The organism is Streptomyces inhibens (assembly GCF_003389455.1).
In the GTDB taxonomy this organism is placed as follows: domain Bacteria; phylum Actinomycetota; class Actinomycetes; order Streptomycetales; family Streptomycetaceae; genus Streptomyces; species Streptomyces inhibens.
The window spans coordinates 1-20,584 of record NZ_QUAC01000241.1 but is presented as its reverse complement, the minus strand read 5'-3'; the positions used below and the strand labels follow the sequence as shown (position 1 = coordinate 20,584).

At 71.1% G+C, this 20,584-nt stretch carries 20 protein-coding genes; 12 read left to right on the top strand and 8 right to left on the bottom strand.

Annotation, left to right across the window (positions count from 1 at the left end; translation table 11 throughout):
• Positions 1-53: 53 nt before the first annotated feature.
• The 3 genes from DY245_RS31025 (at position 54) to DY245_RS31015 (ending at position 3,730) form a co-directional block, all read left to right on the top strand.
• Positions 54-1,244: an acyl-CoA dehydrogenase family protein gene (locus tag DY245_RS31025; RefSeq protein ID WP_128510524.1), complete on the top strand. Its 1,191-nt coding sequence runs from the start codon at positions 54-56 to the stop codon at positions 1,242-1,244.
• Positions 1,244-2,314 carry a Zn-dependent alcohol dehydrogenase gene (locus DY245_RS31020; protein ID WP_128510523.1) on the top strand — a complete coding sequence of 357 codons (1,071 nt, stop codon included), beginning with the start codon at positions 1,244-1,246 and terminating at the stop codon, positions 2,312-2,314. Before DY245_RS31025 ends, DY245_RS31020 begins: the two co-directional genes overlap by 1 nt.
• 90 nt (positions 2,315-2,404) lie before the next feature.
• Entirely contained in the window at positions 2,405-3,730 is a 1,326-nt protein-coding gene (locus DY245_RS31015) for an MFS transporter (RefSeq protein WP_128510522.1), read from the top strand.
• A gap of 138 nt (positions 3,731-3,868) precedes the next feature.
• On the opposite strand, the gene DY245_RS31010 is transcribed toward DY245_RS31015, so the two are convergent.
• Both DY245_RS31010 and DY245_RS31005 read right to left on the bottom strand, forming a co-directional pair.
• On the bottom strand, positions 3,869-5,107 hold the full coding sequence (locus DY245_RS31010) for a serine hydrolase domain-containing protein (protein WP_128510521.1): 1,239 nt from the start codon (positions 5,105-5,107) through the stop codon (positions 3,869-3,871).
• A gap of 26 nt (positions 5,108-5,133) precedes the next feature.
• Positions 5,134-5,805: a DUF4097 family beta strand repeat-containing protein gene (locus DY245_RS31005; RefSeq protein ID WP_128510520.1), complete on the bottom strand. Its 672-nt coding sequence runs from the start codon at positions 5,803-5,805 to the stop codon at positions 5,134-5,136.
• 222 nt (positions 5,806-6,027) lie between these two features.
• Between DY245_RS31005 and DY245_RS31000 the strand changes: the two genes are divergently transcribed.
• On the top strand, positions 6,028-6,783 hold the full coding sequence (locus DY245_RS31000) for a GbsR/MarR family transcriptional regulator (RefSeq protein ID WP_128510519.1): 756 nt from the start codon (positions 6,028-6,030) through the stop codon (positions 6,781-6,783).
• Between the two features lie 355 nt (positions 6,784-7,138).
• Here DY245_RS31000 and DY245_RS30995 read toward each other — a convergent pair whose 3' ends face one another.
• The gene (locus DY245_RS30995; RefSeq protein ID WP_128510531.1) at positions 7,139-7,753 is read right to left on the bottom strand and encodes a flavin reductase family protein; all 615 of its coding nucleotides are present in this window, start codon (positions 7,751-7,753) and stop codon (positions 7,139-7,141) included.
• 222 nt (positions 7,754-7,975) lie between these two features.
• Between DY245_RS30995 and DY245_RS30990 the strand changes: the two genes are divergently transcribed.
• Both DY245_RS30990 and DY245_RS30985 read left to right on the top strand, forming a co-directional pair.
• Complete coding sequence (locus DY245_RS30990) at positions 7,976-8,557, top strand: RNA polymerase sigma factor (RefSeq protein ID WP_128510518.1); 582 nt, start codon at positions 7,976-7,978, stop codon at positions 8,555-8,557.
• A complete protein-coding gene (locus DY245_RS30985) occupies positions 8,554-9,225 on the top strand; it encodes a hypothetical protein (RefSeq protein ID WP_128510517.1) in 672 nt (223 codons plus the stop codon). Before DY245_RS30990 ends, DY245_RS30985 begins: the two co-directional genes overlap by 4 nt.
• A gap of 51 nt (positions 9,226-9,276) precedes the next feature.
• Here the strand turns inward: DY245_RS30985 and DY245_RS30980 are convergent, their stop codons facing one another.
• Positions 9,277-10,137 (bottom strand): enoyl-CoA hydratase/isomerase family protein, encoded by an 861-nt coding sequence (locus tag DY245_RS30980; protein ID WP_128510516.1) that lies wholly within the window; start codon positions 10,135-10,137, stop codon positions 9,277-9,279.
• A 43-nt stretch (positions 10,138-10,180) separates the two neighbouring features.
• Positions 10,181-12,475: an acetate--CoA ligase family protein gene (locus DY245_RS30975; protein WP_128510515.1), complete on the bottom strand. Its 2,295-nt coding sequence runs from the start codon at positions 12,473-12,475 to the stop codon at positions 10,181-10,183.
• 265 nt (positions 12,476-12,740) lie between these two features.
• Here DY245_RS30975 and DY245_RS30970 point away from each other — a divergent pair, with 265 nt between their 5' ends.
• The 3 genes from DY245_RS30970 (at position 12,741) to DY245_RS30960 (ending at position 14,399) form a co-directional block, all read left to right on the top strand.
• Positions 12,741-13,193 (top strand): DoxX family membrane protein, encoded by a 453-nt coding sequence (locus DY245_RS30970; RefSeq protein WP_128510514.1) that lies wholly within the window; start codon positions 12,741-12,743, stop codon positions 13,191-13,193.
• A 92-nt stretch (positions 13,194-13,285) separates the two neighbouring features.
• Positions 13,286-13,822 carry a Zn-ribbon domain-containing OB-fold protein gene (locus tag DY245_RS30965; protein ID WP_181923956.1) on the top strand — a complete coding sequence of 179 codons (537 nt, stop codon included), beginning with the start codon at positions 13,286-13,288 and terminating at the stop codon, positions 13,820-13,822.
• A gap of 88 nt (positions 13,823-13,910) precedes the next feature.
• A complete protein-coding gene (locus DY245_RS30960; protein ID WP_128510512.1) occupies positions 13,911-14,399 on the top strand; it encodes a GNAT family N-acetyltransferase in 489 nt (162 codons plus the stop codon).
• Between the two features lie 52 nt (positions 14,400-14,451).
• Here the strand turns inward: DY245_RS30960 and DY245_RS30955 are convergent, their stop codons facing one another.
• Positions 14,452-15,186, bottom strand: a complete 735-nt coding sequence (locus DY245_RS30955) for a pyridoxine/pyridoxamine 5'-phosphate oxidase (protein ID WP_128510511.1) — start codon at positions 15,184-15,186, stop codon at positions 14,452-14,454.
• Between the two features lie 182 nt (positions 15,187-15,368).
• Here DY245_RS30955 and DY245_RS30950 point away from each other — a divergent pair, with 182 nt between their 5' ends.
• Entirely contained in the window at positions 15,369-16,661 is a 1,293-nt protein-coding gene (locus tag DY245_RS30950; protein WP_128510510.1) for an RNA-guided endonuclease InsQ/TnpB family protein, read from the top strand.
• 73 nt (positions 16,662-16,734) lie between these two features.
• Here the strand turns inward: DY245_RS30950 and DY245_RS30945 are convergent, their stop codons facing one another.
• Together DY245_RS30945 and DY245_RS30940 are read right to left on the bottom strand one after the other, a co-directional pair.
• Positions 16,735-18,126: an FAD-dependent monooxygenase gene (locus tag DY245_RS30945; protein ID WP_128510509.1), complete on the bottom strand. Its 1,392-nt coding sequence runs from the start codon at positions 18,124-18,126 to the stop codon at positions 16,735-16,737.
• Positions 18,127-18,249: 123 nt separating this feature from the next.
• On the bottom strand, positions 18,250-18,696 hold the full coding sequence (locus DY245_RS30940; protein ID WP_128510508.1) for a DUF4267 domain-containing protein: 447 nt from the start codon (positions 18,694-18,696) through the stop codon (positions 18,250-18,252).
• Between the two features lie 170 nt (positions 18,697-18,866).
• On the opposite strand from DY245_RS30940, the gene DY245_RS30935 reads away from it, so the two are divergent.
• Together DY245_RS30935 and DY245_RS30930 are read left to right on the top strand one after the other, a co-directional pair.
• Positions 18,867-19,544 (top strand): TetR/AcrR family transcriptional regulator, encoded by a 678-nt coding sequence (locus DY245_RS30935; protein ID WP_128510507.1) that lies wholly within the window; start codon positions 18,867-18,869, stop codon positions 19,542-19,544.
• A gap of 78 nt (positions 19,545-19,622) precedes the next feature.
• Positions 19,623-20,399, top strand: coding sequence for a VOC family protein (locus DY245_RS30930; RefSeq protein ID WP_128510506.1), 777 nt, complete (start codon positions 19,623-19,625; stop codon positions 20,397-20,399).
• Positions 20,400-20,584: the final 185 nt, after the last annotated feature.

Genomic DNA, 20,584 nt, shown 5'->3' with positions numbered 1-20,584 from the left:
CCCGTGGGTGGGTGGTTCGGGGAGGTCGGTGGGGGCGGGCGTGGGAGGTTGGTGTGGACTTCGATTTCGGGGCCGGGGACGAGGAGTTCCGGGCGGAGGCCCGGGAGTGGCTTGAGGGGCATCTCGTAGGTGCCTACGCCGAGTTGGCGGGGCAAGGGCGGCCCGGGAGTGAGCATGAGGGGGCGAAGGCGCGGCGGGCGTGGGAGCGGGAGCTGGGGCGCGGTGGATGGATCGGGCTCGGGTGGGACCGCGCGGAGGGCTCGTACGGCAATCGTGCGGCGAGTCTGACGCAGCAGGTGGTGTGGGCCGAGGAGTATGCGCGGGTCAGGGCGCCGGGGCGGGTGGGGCACATCGGGGAGAACCTGCTGGCGCCGACGCTGATCGCGTACGGGGACGAGGCGCAGCGGCGGCGGTTTCTGCCGGCCGTCGCGCGGGGCGAGGAGCTGTGGTGCCAGGGCTACAGCGAGCCGGACGCGGGATCGGATCTGGCCGGGGTGCGGACGGTGGCGGTCCGCGACGGGGCCGGGTACCGGATCAGCGGGCAGAAGATCTGGACCTCGCTGGCCAGGGAGGCCGACTGGTGCTTCGTGCTGGCGCGGACCGATCCGGGTGAGCGGCGGCACCGGGGGCTTTCGTTCCTGTTGGTGCCGATGGATCAGCCGGGGCGGATAGAGGTGCGGCCGATCCGGCAGATGTCGGGGACGGCGGAGTTCAACGAGGTGTTCTTCGACGGCGCGGTGGCCGGGCATGTGGTCGGCGGGGAGGGGGCCGGCTGGCGGGTCGCCATGGGGCTGCTGGCGCTGGAGCGCGGGGTGTCCACGCTCGTGCAGCAGATCGGGTTCGCCGCGGAGCTGGCGGAGGTGGTGGCGGCCGCGGTCCGTGGCGGAGAGCTGCGGGACCCGGTGCTGCGCGATCAACTCGTACGGCAGTGGGCGGAGTTGAAGGTCATGCGGTGGAACGCGCTGCGGACCTTGGGTGCGGCCGGCGACGCGGGCGCACCGAGTGTGGCGAAGCTGCTGTGGGGCGGCTGGCATCAGCGGCTCGGGGAGCTGGCGATGCGGGTGCGGGGGGCGGCGGCCGCGCTGGGGCCCGTCGACTGGACCGCGCAGGCGCCGTACGAACTGGATGCGCCGCAGCGGCTGTTCCTGTTCACCCGGGCCGACACCCTCTACGGCGGCTCGGACGAGATCCAGCGCAACATCATCGCCGAGCGTGTGCTCGGCCTGCCCAGAGTGGAGCGGTGATGAGAGGCGTCATATTCGACGGCGAACAGCCCCGGGTCGTGGACGATCTGGAGGTGCGGGATCCGGGACCGGGCGAGGTGCTGGTCGGGATCCGGGCCGCGGGGCTGTGCCACAGCGATCTGTCGGTGATCGACGGGACCATTCCGTTTCCGGTGCCGGTGGTGCTGGGGCATGAGGGCGCGGGAGTGGTCGAGGCCGTGGGCGCGGGCGTCGGCCATGTGGCCCCGGGTGATCATGTCGCGCTGTCGACGCTGGCCAACTGCGGGGCGTGCGCGGAGTGCGACCGGGGGCGGCCGACGATGTGCCGGAAGGCGATCGGGATGCCGGGGAAGCCGTTCCGGCGCGGCGGGACCGAGCTGTTCAACTTCGCGTCGAACTCGGCGTTCGCGGAGCGTACGGTCGTCAAGGCGGTGCAGGCGGTGAAGATCGCCGAGGACATACCGCTGACGTCGGCCGCGCTGATCGGGTGCGGGGTGCTTACCGGCGTCGGGGCGGTGCTCAACCGGGCGAAGGTGGACCGCGGGGACTCGGTGGTGGTCATCGGGGCCGGTGGCATCGGGCTGAACGTCCTGCAAGGGGCGCGGATCGCCGGGGCGTCGACGATCGTGGCGGTGGATGCGAACCCCGCGAAGGAGACGGTGGCGCGGCAGTTCGGGGCGACGCACTTCATCGATGCGTCGGCGACGGGGGACAGCGCCAAGGCGGTGAAGGAGATCCTGCCGACGGGCGCCGACCATGCCTTCGAGTGTGTGGGCAGCACCCGGCTGATCCGGCAGGCGATCGATCTGCTGGACCGGCACGGCCAGGCGGTGCTGCTCGGGGTGCCGCCGGCCACCGCGGAGGCGTCGTTCCTGGTGTCGTCGATGTATCTGGACAAGTCGATCCTGGGGTGCCGTTACGGGTCGGCGCGGCCGCAGCGGGACATCGCGCTGTACGCCCGGCTGTACCGCGAAGGGCGGCTGCTGCTCGATGAGTTGGTGACCAGGACGTATCCCGTGGAGGACTTCGCGAAGGCGGCGGACGATGCGCATCATGGGCGGGTGGCACGGGGCGTGCTGACCTTCGGGTAGCGGCTCCCCGCCAGACCCCTGGCCCGATCCTGACGAACCCTGACCTTCTGGCCACTCGTTCCGCCGGGGGCGACGGACGAAGCTGCTCCGGTGACCCAGACACCCGAACTGCCGCTCCGTACGGCGGACCCCGCCCCTGACCCCGTGCCCCGCCGCCGGCGCCCGCACCGGGCCTGGTCCGTCGCCGCCGTCACCTTCCTCACGATCATCGGCGCGGCCGGTTTCGCCTCCCTCCCCGGCCTGCTCATCGACCCGCTGCACGCCGAGTTCCACTGGTCGCGCGGCACCATCGGCTTCGCGGTGTCGGTCAACCTCGCGCTCTACGGGCTGACGGCGCCGTTCGCCGCCGCCCTGATGGACCGGTTCGGCATCCGGCGGGTGGTCGCCGTGGCCCTGATGGTGATCGCGACCGGCGCCTGGCTGACCGTCTTCATGACCGCGAGCTGGCAACTCGTCCTGCTATGGGGCGTGTTGGTCGGGCTGGGCAGCGGTTCGATGGCGCTGGCCTTCGCCGCGACGGTCACCGGCCGCTGGTTCGTCGAGCGACGCGGGCTGGTCACCGGCATTCTCACCGCGGCCGGCGCCTCCGGGCAGCTGGTCTTCCTGCCGCTGCTGGCCTGGATCGTCGACCGGCACGACTGGCGGCCGGCCGCGGTGACCGTGGCGCTCGCCGCGCTCGCCGTCGTCCCGCTGGTGTGGCTGCTGCTGCGCGACCACCCGGCGGATGTGGGCCTCGCGCCGTACGGGGCGACGGAGTTCGTGCCCAAGCCGCCGCCACAACGGGGCGCGGCCCGGCGCGCGGTGCGGGCGCTCGTCTCCGCTGCCCGTACGGGTCCGTTCTGGCTGCTGGCGGGCACCTTCGCGATCTGCGGCGCCACGACGAACGGCCTGGTCAAGACGCACTTCGTGCCCGCGGCGCACGACCATGGCATGCCGATGCCGGCGGCCGCCTCGCTGCTCGCGGTGATCGGCATCTTCGATATCGCCGGAACCATCGCCTCCGGCTGGTTCACCGACCGCTTCAACACCCGCCGGCTGCTCGCCGTCTACTACGGCCTGCGCGGACTGTCGCTGATGTTCCTGCCGCTGCTGCTGTCCGACACCGTCCATCCGCCGATGGTCTTCTTCATCGTCTTCTACGGCCTCGACTGGGTGGCCACCGTCCCGCCGACCATCGCCCTGTGCCGTGAGCACTACGGCGAGGACAGCGCGATCGTCTTCGGCTGGGTGCTGGCCGCCCACCAGGTGGGCGCCGCCCTGATCGCCTTCCTGGGGGGCCTGGCACGCGACGTCTTCGGCACGTACAACCCGGTCTGGTACACCTCCGGCGCGCTCTGCGCCGTCGCGGCCCTGATGGCGCTGGTCATCCGGCAGCGGCGCGAGGGCGCGGCGGACGGGCAGCCGGCCACCGCGTAGACCGCCCCGGCGCCGGGGTCCTGCTCCGAGCGGTGCATGATCCCTGGTGCAGGGGTGATGTACGTGGAACGGGGTGGGGATGGACGACCGCAAGGAGTCCACCCTCAAGGCGTACGGGTCCGCGGTGTTCGGCCCCGTCTACTGGGCCGGCTCGGCCTTGTCGGCCACCTCGGCCTGCCCGCCGCAGAACACCTCCTTCAAGAGCTTCTCCAGGGCCTTCGGGAACTCCTGCGCCAGGTCGATTGCGGCGTCCCCGGTGGTCAGCGAGGCGGTCAGGGTCCTGCTGCCGTCGGGCGAGCTGTACATCAGCGCCCCGTAGCCCCCCGGGGGGCTGCCGTTGTGCTGGAGGACGGTGCCGCCGCAGTCCGGGCCCAGGTCCTGCACGAACAGCCCGAGGCCGTAGCCGAGCTTCCCATGCGGCGTGCGCATCTCGGCCAGCAGCGGGGCCGGCAGGAGCTCGCCGCCCATCAGCGCGGAGATGAACGTGTGGAGATCGTGGGTGGTCGAGATCATGTCACCGGCGCCGGCCAGCAGGGAGAGGTTCTGGCGGGTGACGTCGGTCGTCTTCCACTGGTCGGCGTCCTGGTAGCGGTAGTAGCCGTGGGCGTGCGGCCCGGGGATCTGCGTCCGGGTGCCCGGCACCACGGTGCCCGACAGCCCGAGCGGCTGCAGGATCCGCCGCTGCATCTCCTCGGCGTAGGAGCGGCCGGTGACCTTCTCGATCAGCAGCAAGGCCAGCGTGTAGTTGGTGTTGGAGTAGTTCTGGTCCGTCCCCGGCGCGAACCGCGCCGGCTTGGACAACGCCAGTCGTACCAGCTCCTGCGGCCGGTAGGTGCGGAACCGGTTGTCCACCCACTCCTTGCCCGTGGCGGGGATCCCCGCCACGACCGTCCCGTCGTCGTAGTACTCGCCGGTGTAGTTGAACAGCCCGCTGGTGTGCTGCAGCAGCATCCGCACGGTGATCCGCCGGTCCAGCCCCAGATGGGGCAGGTAGCCGGCCACCGAGGCGTCCAGCCCGATCTCGCCCTCGGCCACCAGCTGCAACACCACGGTCGCGGTGAAGGTCTTGGTGACACTGCCCGCCCAGAACTGCCCGTTCGTCGGCGGCTCCGCGCTCTCGCCCAGCTTGCGCACCCCGGCGCTGCCGACCCACTCGCCCCGCTGATCGTGCACGCGCAGCTGCAGCCCGGCGAAACCGGAATCGACGAACGCCTGGACAGCCTTCTGTAGCTCCGGGCGATCCTGCCCGGCAGCGGCCTTCGGCACGGCCCCGCTGTCCGGGGCGGCCACCCCGGGTGTGGCCGCCCCGGCGTCGAGCACAATCTTGTCTTCGGATGCCTTGCGCAGCCCGTTCGCCGCGATGGCCGGGTTCGTCATGATGCTGCTCCTTCGGAGGCTGTGGGTCAGAGGCTGCGGGCGGTGATGTCGCCGTAGGCGGTGGTCGCGTGGATGTTGAGCTGGGCGGCGGCGCCTTCGGTGTTCTTGAGCGCGTTGTGGATCCGGCCGTAGGAGGTGCCGGCGTCCAGGGAGGCGGAGACTCCGCGGGCGGCGCCGACCGAGATCTCGCCGGACTCGGTGCGCAGCGTGACCGTGCCGCGCACGGCCTCGGCGACCCGGATGTCGCCCTTCTGGGTGCTGATCTCGCCGGGGCCGCCCAGGCGGCCGACCGAGACGTCGCCGGCGAGGAGGGTGAGGCGGGCGCTTCCGGTCTCGTCGAGCTTGACCGAGCCCTGCGCGCCCTCGAAGGCGACGTCGCCGAGCCGTCCCACGCCCCGGAGTTCGGCGCTGGCCGCCTTCGCCTCGATGCGGGAGCCGGCCGGCAGCTGGACGGTCACCTCGACGGATCCGGAAGCGCCGAGGATCTGGTTCTTCGCCTCCGGGGCCTTGATCCGCAGGACGCCGTCGCCGTATGCGACCTCGGTCTGCTCCGCCGCCTTCACGTCGCGGCTCTTGGAGGCGTTCGCGGGGAGGACCTCGACCGTGGTGTCGGCCCGGTCGGCGGCGATGAACCGGATGAGTCCCGCGGGGATGTCGAGGACGGCGGAGACCGGGGCGGGGGTGTCGAACTTCTGCATGGTGTTTTCCTTCGGCTCGTTGTTTCGAACGAGGGAAAAGCTACGTTGCATTTCTGGATGCGGCAATCGATTCGTTGCGCATGATTGCCATAACTGCAGGTAGAAGCAGTGAATTCGTTGCAATGGTTTTGAAATCTAATGCAACAACCCCGCCCTGGTCGTTGCAATGAATCGAGGGTGAACGCTACCCTGGAGGCACCACGGACCACGAAGGAGACCGCGATGCCGGGAGGCAGACTCACCCAGCAGGAACGCCAGCAGATCGCGCTGGGGCTGGCCGACGGGCTCGCCTACGCGGAGATCGCCAGACGTCTCGACCGTCCGACCTCGACGATCACGCGTGAGGTGATGCGCAACGGCGGCCCCACCGCCTACCGCGCCGACCTCGCCCACCGCGCCACCGAACACCGCGCCCACCGCCGCAGAAAGGCCGCGCCCCGGGACCCCAACACGCCCCCGCAGGCCCACGGACGCGATGCCGAAGCCGTACGCGAGTACGAGGAGACGTTCACCACCGTCTTCATGCAATCGGGCCTGCCCAAGATGACGGCCCGGGTGCTGGCCAGCCTCTACACCACCGACGCCGGCAGCCTCACCGCCTCCGAACTCGCCGGGCGCCTCCAGATCAGCCCGGCATCCGTCTCCAAAGCGATCGCGTTCCTCGAAAGCCAGGGCCTCATCCGCCGGGAACGCGACGAACGCCGCCGCGAGCGCTACGTCGTCGACGACGACGTCATGTACCAATCCACGATGGCCAGCGCCCGTGCCACCGCCCACCTCGGCGAGGTCGCCCGGCAGGGCGTCGGCATCCTCGGCCCCGACACCCCGGCCGCCGCCCGCCTGGAGAACATCTCCCGCTTCGTCGACTTCGTCTCCGAGAGCATCGCCCGCGCCGCGGACCAGGCCCGCGAAATCCTCCACACGAAACCCGAAACGACCCCGGACGGCACCGCCGAGCCGCGTTCAGATCGCGCATAGGCAGCCGTCTCGATGGCCGCAGCCAGGCCGCTGATGTCTTGGCCTGTTACCTGCTGCTCGGGGCCCCGGTANCGATGGCCGCAGCCAGGCCGCTGATGTCTTGGCCTGTTACCTGCTGCTCGGGGCCCCGGTAGGTTTTTTCCCCGCCGCCCACCCCCCTTCGGGGGGTGGGCGGGTGTAGCGGGCACCCCGCGTCGCGAACGAGGCGCCGACGGGGTGCTGAGGGGGTGCCGACGGGGTGTCGACGAGGCGCCAACGAGGCGCCAACGAGGCGCCAACGAGGCGCCAACGAGGTACCAACGAGGCGCCGACGGAGCGTCGACGAGGCGTCAGCCGCCGCCCGGGCCGCGCGCTCTCACGGGCCGAAGTGCCCGAAGGTTCCCCGGTGGAAGAGCAGCGGGCCGGACTCCGCGGCGGCCCGGTCCGTGCCGAGGGCGTCGACGCGGCCGACGACGATCAGGTGGTCGCCGCCGGTGTGCACGGCCTGGATCGTGCAGTCGATCCAGGCGGGGACCTCCGCAAGCCGCGGTGAACCGGTCGCCGGAGCCGGCCCGTAGGAGACGCCGGCGAACTTGTCGCCACCACTGACCGCGAATCCGCGGCACAGCTCGCCCTGTCCGGCGCCGAGGATGTTGACGCAGAACACCCCGGCGCGGGCGATCCGCGGCCAGGTCGTCGACGTACGCGCCACCATGAACGCCACCAGCGGCGGGTCGAGGGAGAGCGAGGCGAAGGACTGGCAGGCGAAGCCCGCCGGGCCGGGCTCCCCGGGGGACGTGATGATCGTGACGCCGCTGGCGAAGTGCCCCAGGACGGAGCGGAATTCGGCCGGGTCCAGGGGGGCGCGCTCGTCTTCGCGGACGGCGCGCAGCGCGGGTCTGGGCAGTGCCGCGGCGGGGTCGGTGGCCGGTGGGGCGGCCGTGGTCGGCGCGCCGACGGAGCGCAGGTACCGCACGGCCGTGGCCGCCATTCCAGCGTGTCCCATCATGACGTCAATTGAATCTGATGCAGCGTCAGTTGTGAAGTCGCAGGGAGCGGCGGCCACCCGCACGTGTGGTTTGCCGGTGGGCCGGGCCGATCTTCGGTGGTTTCGCGGGAGAGTGGGGAGTGGATTCCTGATTGCGTGTCGTCCGCACGGGTGGCGTCCGGCACGGCCGCGCCCGTAGCCGAGCACGGGGGAGAGTTCCGGTACATGGCCGATGCGACACCGTCGTCAGCTTCGTCTGCCGCGTCACCCACCTTCGACGAGGTCTTCTGCGGGCTGTTGCCCCGGCTCTACCGGCGAGCGGTGATGCTGGCCGGATCGAGACAGTCGGCGGAGGATGTGGTGCATGAGGCGTACCTCAAACTCGCCGCCCGCCCGCAGCGCTTCCTCGCCCATCCGGAGCCGTACGCCTACGCCTTCACCGCTGTGCTGAACGTAGCGCGCGACGCCTACCGCAAGGACCGGCGCCAGGTGCTGGTCGACGCGATGGAGGGCGTCGAGGAGGCCGGTGCGGGTGGTGCGGGCGGTGGCGCCGGCGCGGGGCCCGGCGGATGGGACGGTGGAGTGGAGCGGCGGCATGCCGAGATCGAAGCGGTGCGTCTGCTGGGGCGGTTGTCGCACCGGCAGGCCGGCATCGTCATCCTCGTCGACCTCGACGGCTACACCATCGACCAGGCCGCGAAGATCATGAAGGTGCACCGTGGCACCGCCGCCCGGCATCGCGCCCGCGCGCTGGACCGGCTGCGCGGCTACCTCGTTGAATCGGAGCACGGGCAGGCGGGGCGGTGAGCGGCACGGTGGGTGTGGGGCCACGGTACGACGGCGGCGTGGGCGGTACCGGCGGAGCGGGCGGCGACGGCCAGGGCTTCGGCGGTGGCCGGGGCGACGGCGCCGGGGACGACGCCGAGGCGCTGCTGCGCGCACGGCTGCGGCGCGCGGACGAAGAGATCGAGACGCCGCCGGGCCTGTGGGACCGCATCAAGGAGCCCGACGTCCGGCCGGCGCCCGCCCTGGCCCCGTTGCCCCGTAGGCGGCCGTACGTGGTCGCGCTCGCGGTGGCGGCGGCGGTGGCAGCGGTGGCGCTGGGGGTGTGGTGGCTGGTGCGCCCGGGGCCTGTCACGTTGCAGCCGGCGGGGCCGCCCCCGACGGTGAAGATCACGGTCTACAACAGCGAAAAGGCCTGCCGCGCGGGCCGCTCCCTGGAGTGCGCGCTACGGCTGGCCAGGGATCCGCGCACCACGTACGCCGCGCGCGACAATGCCGCCGGCCGGGTCTGGCACGGCGATGACCTGTCGGCGCGTTGTGTGGTCACCGACGGCCGGATGGTCCGCGACGAAGCGGGCATCACCTCCACCCGCTGGTATCTGGTCATCAGCGGGCAGGGGGTGCAGGGGTGGCTGCCGGGGGTGCGGACGCGTAACACCCGTGAAGTGCCGGTATGTCCCACCGGGGTGTAGTAGGCCCCGCCGGGGTGGCGTAGACCCGTGGGGTGCTGGGAGGGGTACCGGTCACCGTCCCCGGTACGCCGCGCCGCGCCGCTCCACGAACGAGGCGACCCCCTCCTGCGCGTCCGCCGTCGTCATATTGATCTCCTGGGCGGTGGCCTCGGCGGCGAAGGCGGCGGCCCGGTCGGCGTCGAGCGAGGCGTTGACCAGCTGTTTGGTCAGGGCCAGTGCGCGGGTCGGACCGGCCGCCAGCCGCTCCGCCCACTCCCGGGCCGTCTTCGTCAACTCGCCGTCGGGGACCACCCGGTTGACCAGTCCCAGCCGCTCGGCCTCGGCGGCCGGTACGGCGTCCCCGAAGAACATCAGCTCCTTGGCGCGCTGCGGCCCGATCAGCCGCGGCAGGAGATAGGCGCCGCCGCCGTCCGGGACCAGTCCACGGCGGACGAACACCTCGATGAAACGGGCCGATTCGGCGGCCAGCACCAGATCGCAGGCGAGCGCGAGATGGGCGCCGATCCCGGCCGCTGTGCCGTTGACGGCGGCGATCACCGGCTTCTCGCAGTCCAGCACCGCGCCGATGAACCGCTGGGCGCCGCGTCGGATCATCCGGGCGACATCGCCGGAGACCCGCTCGCCCGTCGACGGTGAGCCGCGCAGATCGGCGCCGGCGCAGAAGCCCTTGCCGGTCGCGGTGAGGACGACGGCCCGTACGTCCGGGTCGGCCGAGGCGTCGGCGAGCAGGCCGATGATGCGTTCGCGCTGGTCCCAGGTGACGGCGTTCATCGCGGCCGGCCGGTTGAGCGTGATCCACAGAACGCCGTTGTCAGTGGCGTGCTGTACCAATGAATCGACGGGCTCGACGGGCGAGGCAGGGCCGGCGGGCTCGGCGGGGGGAACGGAACCGGGGGACGGTGAGGGTGTCATGGGGGAGTGGCTCCAGAGGGTGCGGTCGGGTGCGTACGGGCGATTACGCCGTGCGGTGCGCAGGGTCGTGTATGCGCTCTCCATGACAGACGGCGAGTGCGTCGAGCGCCACCGCACCCTGCCCACGAGGCAGGACCACCAGCGGATTGATGTCCAACTCGGCCAGTTCCTCGCCCATTTCGAGAGCCATCCGCTGCACTCTCAGAACGACCTCGACGAGCGCGTCGATATCCGCGGGCGGCGCGCCGCGTACGCCGTCCAGGAGGGCGCGGCCGCGGAGTTCGCCGAGCATCGCGCGCGCCTGGTCCTCCCCGAAGGGCGGTACGCCCACCGCGACGTCCTGCAGAACCTCCACGAGCACCCCGCCGAGGCCGACCGTCACGGTCGGCCCGAAGAGGCTGTCGTGGGTGATGCCCACGACCATCTCCACACCCCGCTCGATCATCTGGCAGACCAGTACGCCGTCCAGCGGGACATCCTCGTAGCGCGCGATATCGGTGAGCTCGCGGTAGGCGTCCCTGACCTGGCTGGCCGAGGTCAGCCCGACCTTGACCAGGCCGAGTTCGGTCTTGTGCGCCAGCTGCGGCCCGGAGGCCTTCACGACCACGGGATAGCCGACCAGGCTCGCCGCCCGTACCGCCGCCGCCGCGCTGGTCACCAGCTGTTCGCGCGGTACGCGGATGCCGTAGGCGCGCAGCAGCTGCTTCGCCGCGTGTTCGCTGAGCTGCTGGCCCGGGCGCATCAGGGCCTGCGCCTTGCGGGCGGAGGGGGAGAGCACGCGCGGGGCGTCGTCGAAGGGGGAGCGGTAGTCGGCGACGAAACGGTGGTGGTCGAGATAGGCGCGTACGGCGGTGATGCAGTTGCCGAAGGTGCGGAAGGTCGCCACCCGCGAGGAGCCGAGGAGGGTGCCGCGATAGGCGTCCTCCGTTCCGACCGGCGAGCCCCACACCACACACACCAGCTTGTCGGTCCGTTCCGCCGCGTCCACCAGATCCTGGGCGAGCTTGTCGCTCATCGGCGGGAAGGGGCCGGTGATCGGGCAGATCAGTACGCCGATGGACGGGTCGGCCAGAATCGCGTCGATGATCTTGCGGCCGCGCCAGTCGCCTACCGGGTGCCCGCCGTTGTCGATCGGGTTGGCGACGCTGAGATAGTCCGGTATCCACTGGTGCAGTTCGGCCTGCTTGGCGTCGCCGAGGGTGGGCAGCCGCAGGCCCGCTGCGGTGGCCAGGTCGGAGAAGTGGGCGCCGGTGCCGCCGGAGATCGAATAGACGGCGATGCCCTCGGCGGTGGGCTTCTTGGCGCGGGCCAGCAGCGCCGCGGTGTCCTGCAACTCGTCGAGACCGTTCACCCGGATCACGCCGAACTGCCGCATCGCGGCGTCCACGACGCCGTCCGCGCCGGTGAGCTTGCCGGTGTGCGAGGCGGCCATCCGGGCACCGGTCTCGGTGCGGCCGACCTTGACGGCGACGACGGGGACCTTGTTGCGGGCGGCGCGGTCGGCGGCGAGCAGAAAGCTGCGGCCGTCCTTGAGGCCTTCCACATACGCGGCGATGGCGCCGACCTCGGGGCGGGTGGCGAAGTAGGAGAGGAAGTCGGCGGTCTCCAGATCGGCCTCGTTGCCGGTGGGTGCCCAGTGCGAGAGGCGGATACCCAGTTCCTGAAGGGCGAAGACGGGCCGGCCCTGGTGGCCTGACTGTGTGATCAGGGCGATGGCCGGGCCGTCGAGGTCCGCACGGAACTTCTCGAAGGCGTTGAGGTTGGTGTTCGGGCCGAGCAGCCGCAGGCCGGAGCGTTCGACGGCCTCGGCCAGCCGCGCCTGGGCGGCCGCCCCGTGCTCCCCGGTCTCGGCGAATCCGGACGCGAAGGCCACCGCGAACTTCACCTTGGCCTCGGCGAGTTGCTCGATGACCGGCAGCGGGTCGCCGACCAGCAGGACGGCGAGATCGACGGTTTCCGGCAGATCGGCGACGGTGGCGTGACAGGGCCGGCCGAAGACCTGTGTGCGCCCCGGATTGACGGGGTGGAGCCGGGCGCCGACGCGTTCCGCCCAGGCGATCAGCTGGCGGGTGATACCGGTGTTGGGGCGGCCCTCGCTGTCCGAGGCGCCGATCACGGCCACGGACCCGGGCCGGAAGAACCGGTCCAGGTCGGGCACCGGAGCGTGCAACGGCCGACCGCTGACATCCCGGTCGACCACGCCGTCGGCGCCCTGTCCGCCGCCGCGGCCGTGCGGTGCGCTCCTGCCGTGGACGGTGTGTGGTGGTTGCTCCCCGCAGGCCACGACGCGGGCCGGCCGGGAGTGAGTGGTGAGGGTGCCGTGAGTCGATCCAAGCATCGCAGACGCCCGCTCCTGTGTGACGGCTCTCATTGACCTGACGCATAGTCAGATTACTGAACTGATGGCATGTCAGGAATGGGGCTGCAGGGGAAAGGTTGACCGGCGCCCCCGGCGGGGCGGGTCGGGTCGGCCTCTTGCGCCGGGCGGGGCGGATCAGCTGAACTGACGTACCGTCAGCGAATGGTGAGCGGCGGGTGCGCGGGGAGCGCGGTGTGCGGCGCCGGCTCCGTGCGTCCGGTGCGGTAGTGGGAGGGCGTGCGCGATGCAGACGATCTGGCTCGGTGGGGCCGAGTGGCTGGCCGTGCTCCGCATCGGCCTCGGCCTGTGGTGGCTGGAGAGCTGGCGCCACAAGGACAAGAAGGGCTGGTTCGAACGCGGTACGGGCATCGCGTGGGCGGCGGACGTGGCCGGCAAGCACCGTTGGGGTGTGGTGCGCAGCGGCTTCGACAAGGTCGTACGGCCCCGGGCCAAGGCGATGGCGTACCTCGTGGTCTATGCCGAACTCGCCCTGGGGCTCGGCCTCGTCCTCGGATTTCTCACCCCGATCGCGCTGGTCGGGGGCCTGGTGCTCAACCTGCTCTATCTGGTGCTGATGATCCACGACTGGGCCGAGCAGGGGCAGAACGCGATGATGGCGCTGATCTCCCTGGTCGCACTGTTCGCGATGAGCTGGCAGACGTGGTCGCTGGACGATGTGGTGGGGGTGTTCCAGTGAGGGCGGGGGATGCGGGGGCTGCCGGTGCCGGCAGTACTGCCGGGGCTGGTGCTACTGCCGGGGCCGCTGCGGTACGGGGTTCGGCGCGGAGTGTGGCGCGGTTCGATCTGCCGGAGGTGGATGCCTTCACCCGGCCCTATTGGGACGCGGCGGGTGAGGGGCGGCTGCTGCTGCGGCGCTGCCGTGCCGAGGGGTGCGGGGCGGCTCACCACTATCCGCGCGAGTTCTGCCCGTACTGCTGGAGCGAGGACGTCGTCTGGGAGCCGGCTACCGGCCGCGCCACCCTCTATACGTGGTCCGTCGTGCACCGCAACGACCTCCCGCCGTTCGGTGACCGGGTCCCGTACGTCGCGGCCGTGGTCGACCTGGCCGAGGGGCCACGGATGATGACCGAGATCACCGACTGCCCGGAGGCCGGGCTGCGGATCGGGATGCCGCTCGTGGTGCACTTCCGTCGCGAGGGGAGCGAGGGGAGCGAGGGGAGCGAGGGGAGCGAGGGGAGCGAGGGAAGCGAGGGAAGCGGGGGGAGCGAGGGAAGCGGGGGGAGCGAGGGAAGCCAGGGGAGCGTGGGGGGCGTGGGGGGCGAGGAGGGTGGCGGGATCGCCGTCCCCGTCTTCCGTCCCGCGTGACCCGGCGCCACCACCGCCCGCATTTCCGGTGGCGCCACCGCCCCCATTTCCGGTGGCGCCCGGCCTCGCCCCGCGTCATGCTGTGGCCGTGCTGATTCGTGAAGCGACCGCGGCCGACTGGCCCGCCATCTGGCCCTTCTTCCATGCCATCGTGGCGGCGGGGGAGACCTACACCTACCCGCGCGATCTCGACGAGGCGGCGGGGCGCGAGATGTGGCTGCTGGAGTCGCCCGGCCGTACGGTCGTCGCCGTCGACGACTCGGGGGCGGTGCTGGGTACCGCCAAGATGAACCCCAACCACATGGGCGGCGCCTCGCACATCGCCAGCGCCAGCTTCATGGTCGATCCGCAGTACGGCGGCCGCGGCGTCGGGCGGGCCCTGGGCGAACATGTGCTGGCCTGGGCGCGCGCCGAGGGCTATCGCGCGATGCAGTTCAACGCCGTGGTGGAGACCAACACCGGTGCCGTCGCCCTCTGGAAGTCCCTGGGATTCAAGATCATGACGACCCTCCCCGAGGGCTTCCTGCACCCCACCAAGGGCTATGTGGGGCTGCACATCATGTATCAGCAGCTGTGAGGGCGGAAGAGCGCCGGCGCGGCGGGCGGCTCCCCGGGCCGGCCCCGGCGGCTTACGGCCAGAGCAGCTCCTGCGTCCAACGGCCGTTCTCGTAACGGTAGTTGAGGCGTAGGTGGCGGCGTTGCGCGTCGCCCTGGAAGAACTCGACCTCGTCGGGGCGCAGTACGTACAGCGTCCAGCTCGGCACCGGTGCGTCCGGTTCGCGCCAGGCCCGCTCCCATGCGGCGTCCGAGGCGCGCGCCAGCTCCTCGGGCGAGCCGAGCACCTCGCTCTGCCGGCCGACCAGCGCCGCGGCCAGCGCGCCCGTGGAGCGGCGGTGCAGATCGGCCGCGCTCTCCTCGGGGTCCGCCGCGGTCACCGTCCCCCGGATCCGCACCTGGCGGCCGACCGCCGGCCAGTAGAAGCCGAGCGCCGCCCGCGGCCGTTCGGCGAGTTCGCGGCCCTTGCGGCTGCCGCGGTGCGAGCCGAAGTGCCAGCCGCGCTCATCGGCGTCATGCAGCATCAGGGTGCGTACGGAGGGGACGCCGGCCGCGTCCGCCGTGGCGAGTGTCATGGTGTGCGGCTCCGGCTGGCCGGCCTCGGCGGCCTCCCGCAGCCACTGCCGGAACAGCGGCAGCGGCTCGGCCGGCGCCGTCGCCGGGTCGAACGACGGCAGCTCGATGTCCCACACCCGCAGCCCGCGCAGCAGCTCACGGAACGCGCGGCCGTCCGCATCGTCGGAGCGGCCCTCCGCGGCATCGGTCGGCACGGCGTCCGGCGTGTCCTGAGGCTCGGGATGATCGGTCATCGGGTCTCCTTCGTGGATACGCCCGGCTTTAGCCGGGTGAGGAAACGAAGCTCCCGCGTGAGCGGGGCAGGGAAAGCCGATTCGCCGCCAGGGCGGATCGGCGTCCACCCGGCGCGGTAGTGAGGGAGCCCGCCGAGATCAATTGTTCTCAACTGTCCTACCTCCCCGGTAGGTTGATGTTCATGAAGGCTGGAGCGGAGGCGGGCAGGGAGAGCGGGCATGCCCGGTTCACCTACCGTCTTCGCCTGTCGTCCACCGCGCGTGCCGCGCTGGAAGCCGAGTGGGACCGGTGCCGGTGGGTGTGGAACGAGTGTGTGGCCAAGTCCAAGCAGGTCGGGGCCTGGAACAAGACCCGTCCCGAAGGTGTGGACAAGCGGACCTGCGGGCCGGTGCAGCTTGCCACGATGCTGACCGAGGCGCGTGCTCGTATCCCGTGGCTGCGTGAGGGTGCATGCGTTCCTCAGCTGGGGCACCTCCCAGCGGTAGCTGGGGGACAGTTGATACGCGACTTCGGTAAGTCCCGCGCCAAAGCCCTCAAGGACATCAAGGCCCGGCTGCCTATGCGGCAGCGGGCCGGGATGCCCAAGTACAAGAAGAAGTGCGAGGCGCTGCCGACCTTTGAATACACCAAGCGCGGATTCCGGCTGAAGGACGGGCGTCTGCACCTGGCGGGCGGGATCGCGGTGACCGTGGTGTGGTCGCGGGAGCTGCCCAAACCGCCGTCCAGTGTGCGCGTCTACCGCGACAGCATCGGGCATTGGTACGCAAGCTTTGTTGTCCCCACGGTGACCGAGGAACTGCCCGTTGCCGGAGCGGTGATCGGAATCGACTGGGGCGTGAAGGAGACCGCGACCACCACATCCGATGCCCACGACCTTCCGCATGCCCAGCATGGAAAGAAGGCCGCGCAGCGTCTCGCCCGGTATCAGCGGATGATGGCCCGACGGAAGCCCAAGCGCGGGCAGCCCGGATCGAAGGGCTACCACGCCGCGAAGAAGCAGACGGCGAAGCTGCACAAGAAGGTGGCCCGGCAGCGCCAGGACACTGCCCGAATGGGGTCTCCCCTGCTCGAGCGGAGTTCGAGAGCTTGGGGAAGGGCCAAGCACGTGGTTCGCGACCATGACGCTTTGGCGGTGGAGGACTTCCGGCCGAAGTTCCTGGCCAAGTCCACCATGGCCCGCAAGGCCGCGGATGCGGCCATCGGCGCCACGAAGGCGGCGCTGGTCGAGATGGCCCGCAAGCACGGCCGGTCCGTGCATCTGGTACACCCCGCGCACACCACGATGGACTGTGCGCAGTGCGGAGCAAGAACCAAGCACGCACTACCTCTCTCGACACGAACGTATGCCTGCACCGCGTGCGGAACTGTATCCCCCAGGGATAAGAACTCCGCCCGCGTGATGTCCCCCAGCTACCGCTGGGAGGTGCCCCCAGGTCCGGGCTGGTCTTCAACCCGGCTAGCGCTGATCGTGTAAGACCTGTTGGTCCGCTGGGCCGCAGGCGACGTGAGCTAGGAATCCCCCTCGTTTACGAGGGGGAGGAGTCAAATCAGGCAGCGTACGCGGGGCGGGCGGCGGCCGGAGCGGGACGGGCGGCCCTGCCCGGCACCGGATAGTCCTTGAGCGTGATCGCATGGGCGCCGCGCTGCACATCCTCGGCGATCTTCTTCGCGACCAGGTTCTTCCACGGCATGTGCGGGAGAATCCGCATCATCAGATGCCGGAACCGGATCTGCCGCCGTGTGTCCACCGTCATTTCCTGGGCGAACTTCCGCGCCAGTGCGTGATTGACCTCGGCGTAGCCGCGCATCTGCTCCTCGTAGCGCGCAAAGGCCTGCTCCGGCTCGCCGCCGGCCGCCGCGAGCTCCCCGGCCAGGACGTACGCGCCGACCAGCGCCATCCCCGTACCCTGCCCCGACGCCGGCGAGGCGCAGTGCGCGGCATCGCCGAGCAGTACCACCCGACCGCGCGACCAGCGGTCCATCTCGATCAGCTGCATCCCGTCGAAGTAGAAGTCGCTCGCCTTGTGGGCCGCTTCGAGCAGTCGGGGGACCTCCCGCCAGCCGCCGGCGGCGGAGGATTCCGTGCCGATCCCGTCGAACGCCTTCTCCACCAGGGCCAGTTGCTGTGCCGTGTCCCGGTGGTCGTAGGTCAGCCGTGGCGAACGGAAGACCAGCAGGCCCTTGGCCGCCGGGTCCCCGGCCGAGCTGTAGGCGCAGATCAGTTTGCCGGGCACCGCGTGGTACAACTCCTCGCGGTGCAGGCCGAGTTCGTTCGGCATGGAGAAGGCCGAGATATACGCACCGAGGTGCCGTACGAACTGTTCTTCCGGGCCGAAGGTGAGCCGTCGGACGGTCGAGTGCAGGCCGTCCGCGCCGACGACGAGGTCGAAGCGGCGGGGTGCGCCCCGCTCGAAGGTGACCTCGACGCCGTCGGCGGCGGCCTCGGTGCTGCCGTGGTGATCGTCCGCGCGCCCCGTGATCGAAGTGATCGAAGTGGTCGGAGCGAGCGGGGCGATCGGCGTGATCGAGGTGATCGAGTCGCCGAAGACGTACTCGACGTCGGCCCGGGTGCGGTCGTAGAGGATGCGCGCCAGCTCGCCGCGCATGATCTCGTCGTCGCGGCCGACCCGGGCGCCGAAGATGTCGGCGGGGAGGGTGGCGATCCGCCTGCCCTCGTCGTTCACATACGCGCCGGTCTGCATGTCCGTACTGGCGCGCTGGATGTCCTTGAGGATGCCCATCCGTTCGGCCACCTCGACCGCCGCGCCACGGATGTCGACCTTGTAGCCGCCGGTCCGCAGTTCGGGGGCGCGCTCGACGACGGTCACGGCGAAGCCGTAGCGGTGCAGCCAGTAGGCGAGTGCCGGGCCGGCGATGCTCGCGCCGGAAATCAGCACGGTGCGGGGTGTGGTGCGGGGGGACGAGGCGGTGCCGGACATATCGGGGTTCCCTTCGGGGCCGTGGTGCTCCTGGTGGACTGCGCCGCGCGGTCGCGACGGCGCTCGGTCGTGGTGCACTCGCTGACCGATGTCCCCGACTATACGGATGTCTTAAACGCTTGTCTATGACGCTTGTATAGAACCAGTGGCGGAGGTCTGCTCGGTCCGCCCGGAGGGTGTGCTCGTGCGCAGCAGGGTGAAGCCCGTTGCCGCGACGAGTGCGGCCGTGGCGACGTGGATCCCGAACGCGGCGGCGGGCGATCCGCCATGACTGAGGATCACGGTGGCGTCGCCGAGCGGGATGAGGGTGAAGGCGAACATGACCGTGCTCAGGGCGCGGCGCTGCCCCGTGAGCAGCAGGGCGAGGCAGGTGATGCCGGTGGCGACATCGCGTACGCCCTTGATGTTGAGGAACGCCGCGGCGTCGCCGTGCGGCCAGGCCGGGAGGCCGAAGCCGGGGGCCGTGCCGGCCGGGTCGATCAGATAGCTCACGCCGATGTAGGCGATGCCGACGGAGGCGATAACGGTGAGCGTGTTGGCGACGCTCTTCAGCGACAGGGTGAACGACATGGCGGGTCACTCCTCAACTCGGTGGGGTCTCTTCGTCTTGCGGGGCTGTCTTGCCGGGCCGTCTTGCGAGGTCGGTTTGCGGGAGGTGTAGGAAATCTAGCGCTGCTAGGTCTGAGAGCGAAGCTAGCACGGTCAACGCTCGATTGGCTAGCAGTGCTAGAATTTTGCCCATGGGTATTTCGCAGCGACGCGAGCGCGAGCGGGCGCAGCGGCATCAATTGATCGTTCAGGCGGCGCGTGAGCTCGCCGAGACCGAGGGGTGGGGCGCGGTCACCACCCGCCGCCTCGCCGAGCGGATCGAGTACAGCCAGCCGGTCCTCTACAGCCACTTCGCGGGCAAGGGGGCGATCGTCAACGCGGTGGCACTGGAGGGCTTCGCCGAACTGGCCGAGGCCACCCGACTGGCACGTACCAAAGTCACCCAGGCCACCCAGGCCACCCAGGCCACGGAGGCCACCGAAACCACCCAGGCCACCCAGCCCACCCGGACCGCCGCCGGCGAACGCGCCCAGCACGCCGCGCTGCTCGCCGTCGCCCGTGCGTACGCCGCATTCGCCCGCGCCAACCCGGCGCTCTACGACGCGATGTTCACGCTCGCCACCGACCTCTCCTTCGGCAGCATGGATTCCCCGCAGCCGCTCAAGGACGCCTTCGTCGAACTCCTCGCGGTCTTCGGCCCGTTGGCGGGGCCGGACGATGACCCCGAGACCTTCACCGAGGTCGGCTGGAGCGCGCTGCACGGCCTGGTCACGCTCGACCGCGACAGCCGGCTGCGGGACGGCGACGGCTATCAGGACCAGCGGATCGCCCTGCTCATCGCTCGTCTCACCGGCGACGTTCCCAAGTAGGACATCCTCTGTCCTCGACCCTCGCTAACGTCGGCTTCGCCCGTGTCACCGCGCATGCGAACAGACGAGGAGCCGACGATGAGCGAGATCAGCACCAACCAGCCGCTCGGAACGCCCACATGGATCGATCTCGCGGTCCCCGACCTCGACCGCGCCAAGGCGTTCTACCGCGCGCTGTTCGGCTGGGAGTACGCGGAGCGCTCGACGGCGACCGGCCCCTTCACGATGTGTCTGCTGCGCGGGCGGCGGGTGGCGGCGCTGCGAGCCGCCTCCGCCGCGGACGTCGAGGGCGAGTCCTGGTGGCACATGTACCTCGCCACCGACGACTGCGACGCCACGGCCAAGCGGATCACGGACGGCGGCGGGACGCTGCTCGCGCCGCCGTCGGACGTGGCCGACCTGGGCCGCACGGCCGTTGTGGCGGACCCGGTCGGCGCCCACTTCAGCCTCTGGCAGGGGCGTACGCTGCCGGGCTGCGAGCTGGTCAACGAGCCGTGCACGCTGGTACGCAACGACCTCGTCGCCCCGGACCCCGGGCCCGCCCGCCGTTTCTACACCGGCGCATTCGACTTCACGCTCGACGGCAACGACACCCTGCCCCCCGACTTCGACTTCACCTTCCTGCGCCGCCCCGACGGCCATGAGGTCGGCGGAGTCTTCGGCGATCCGGCGGCCCCCGCGGCCCGCTGGCAGACCGTGTTCGAGGTCGCGGACACCGACGACCTCGTGGCGCGCGCGGTCGCCGCGGGCGGCACCGCCGGCACCCCGTCGGACCTGCCGTACGGCCGTATCGCCGAGATCACCGACCCGTTCGGCACGCTCTTCAACGTCATCACCCGCCCGGCCGCCGCGTAGGCGCCCCCGGCCCGCCGGCGACGAAAAAACCGTTCGCCCGTCGCCGGCCGGCCTGGCTACGCTGCCCCCATGCACCTTCACCAGATCTACGGCTGACACGGCCGAGGGCGGTCACCCGCCCCGCCCGCCCGCACCCAGGCGTGCCCCCGGCGCGACCGGCTTCCCGGCCGGCCCCGCGCGGCGCC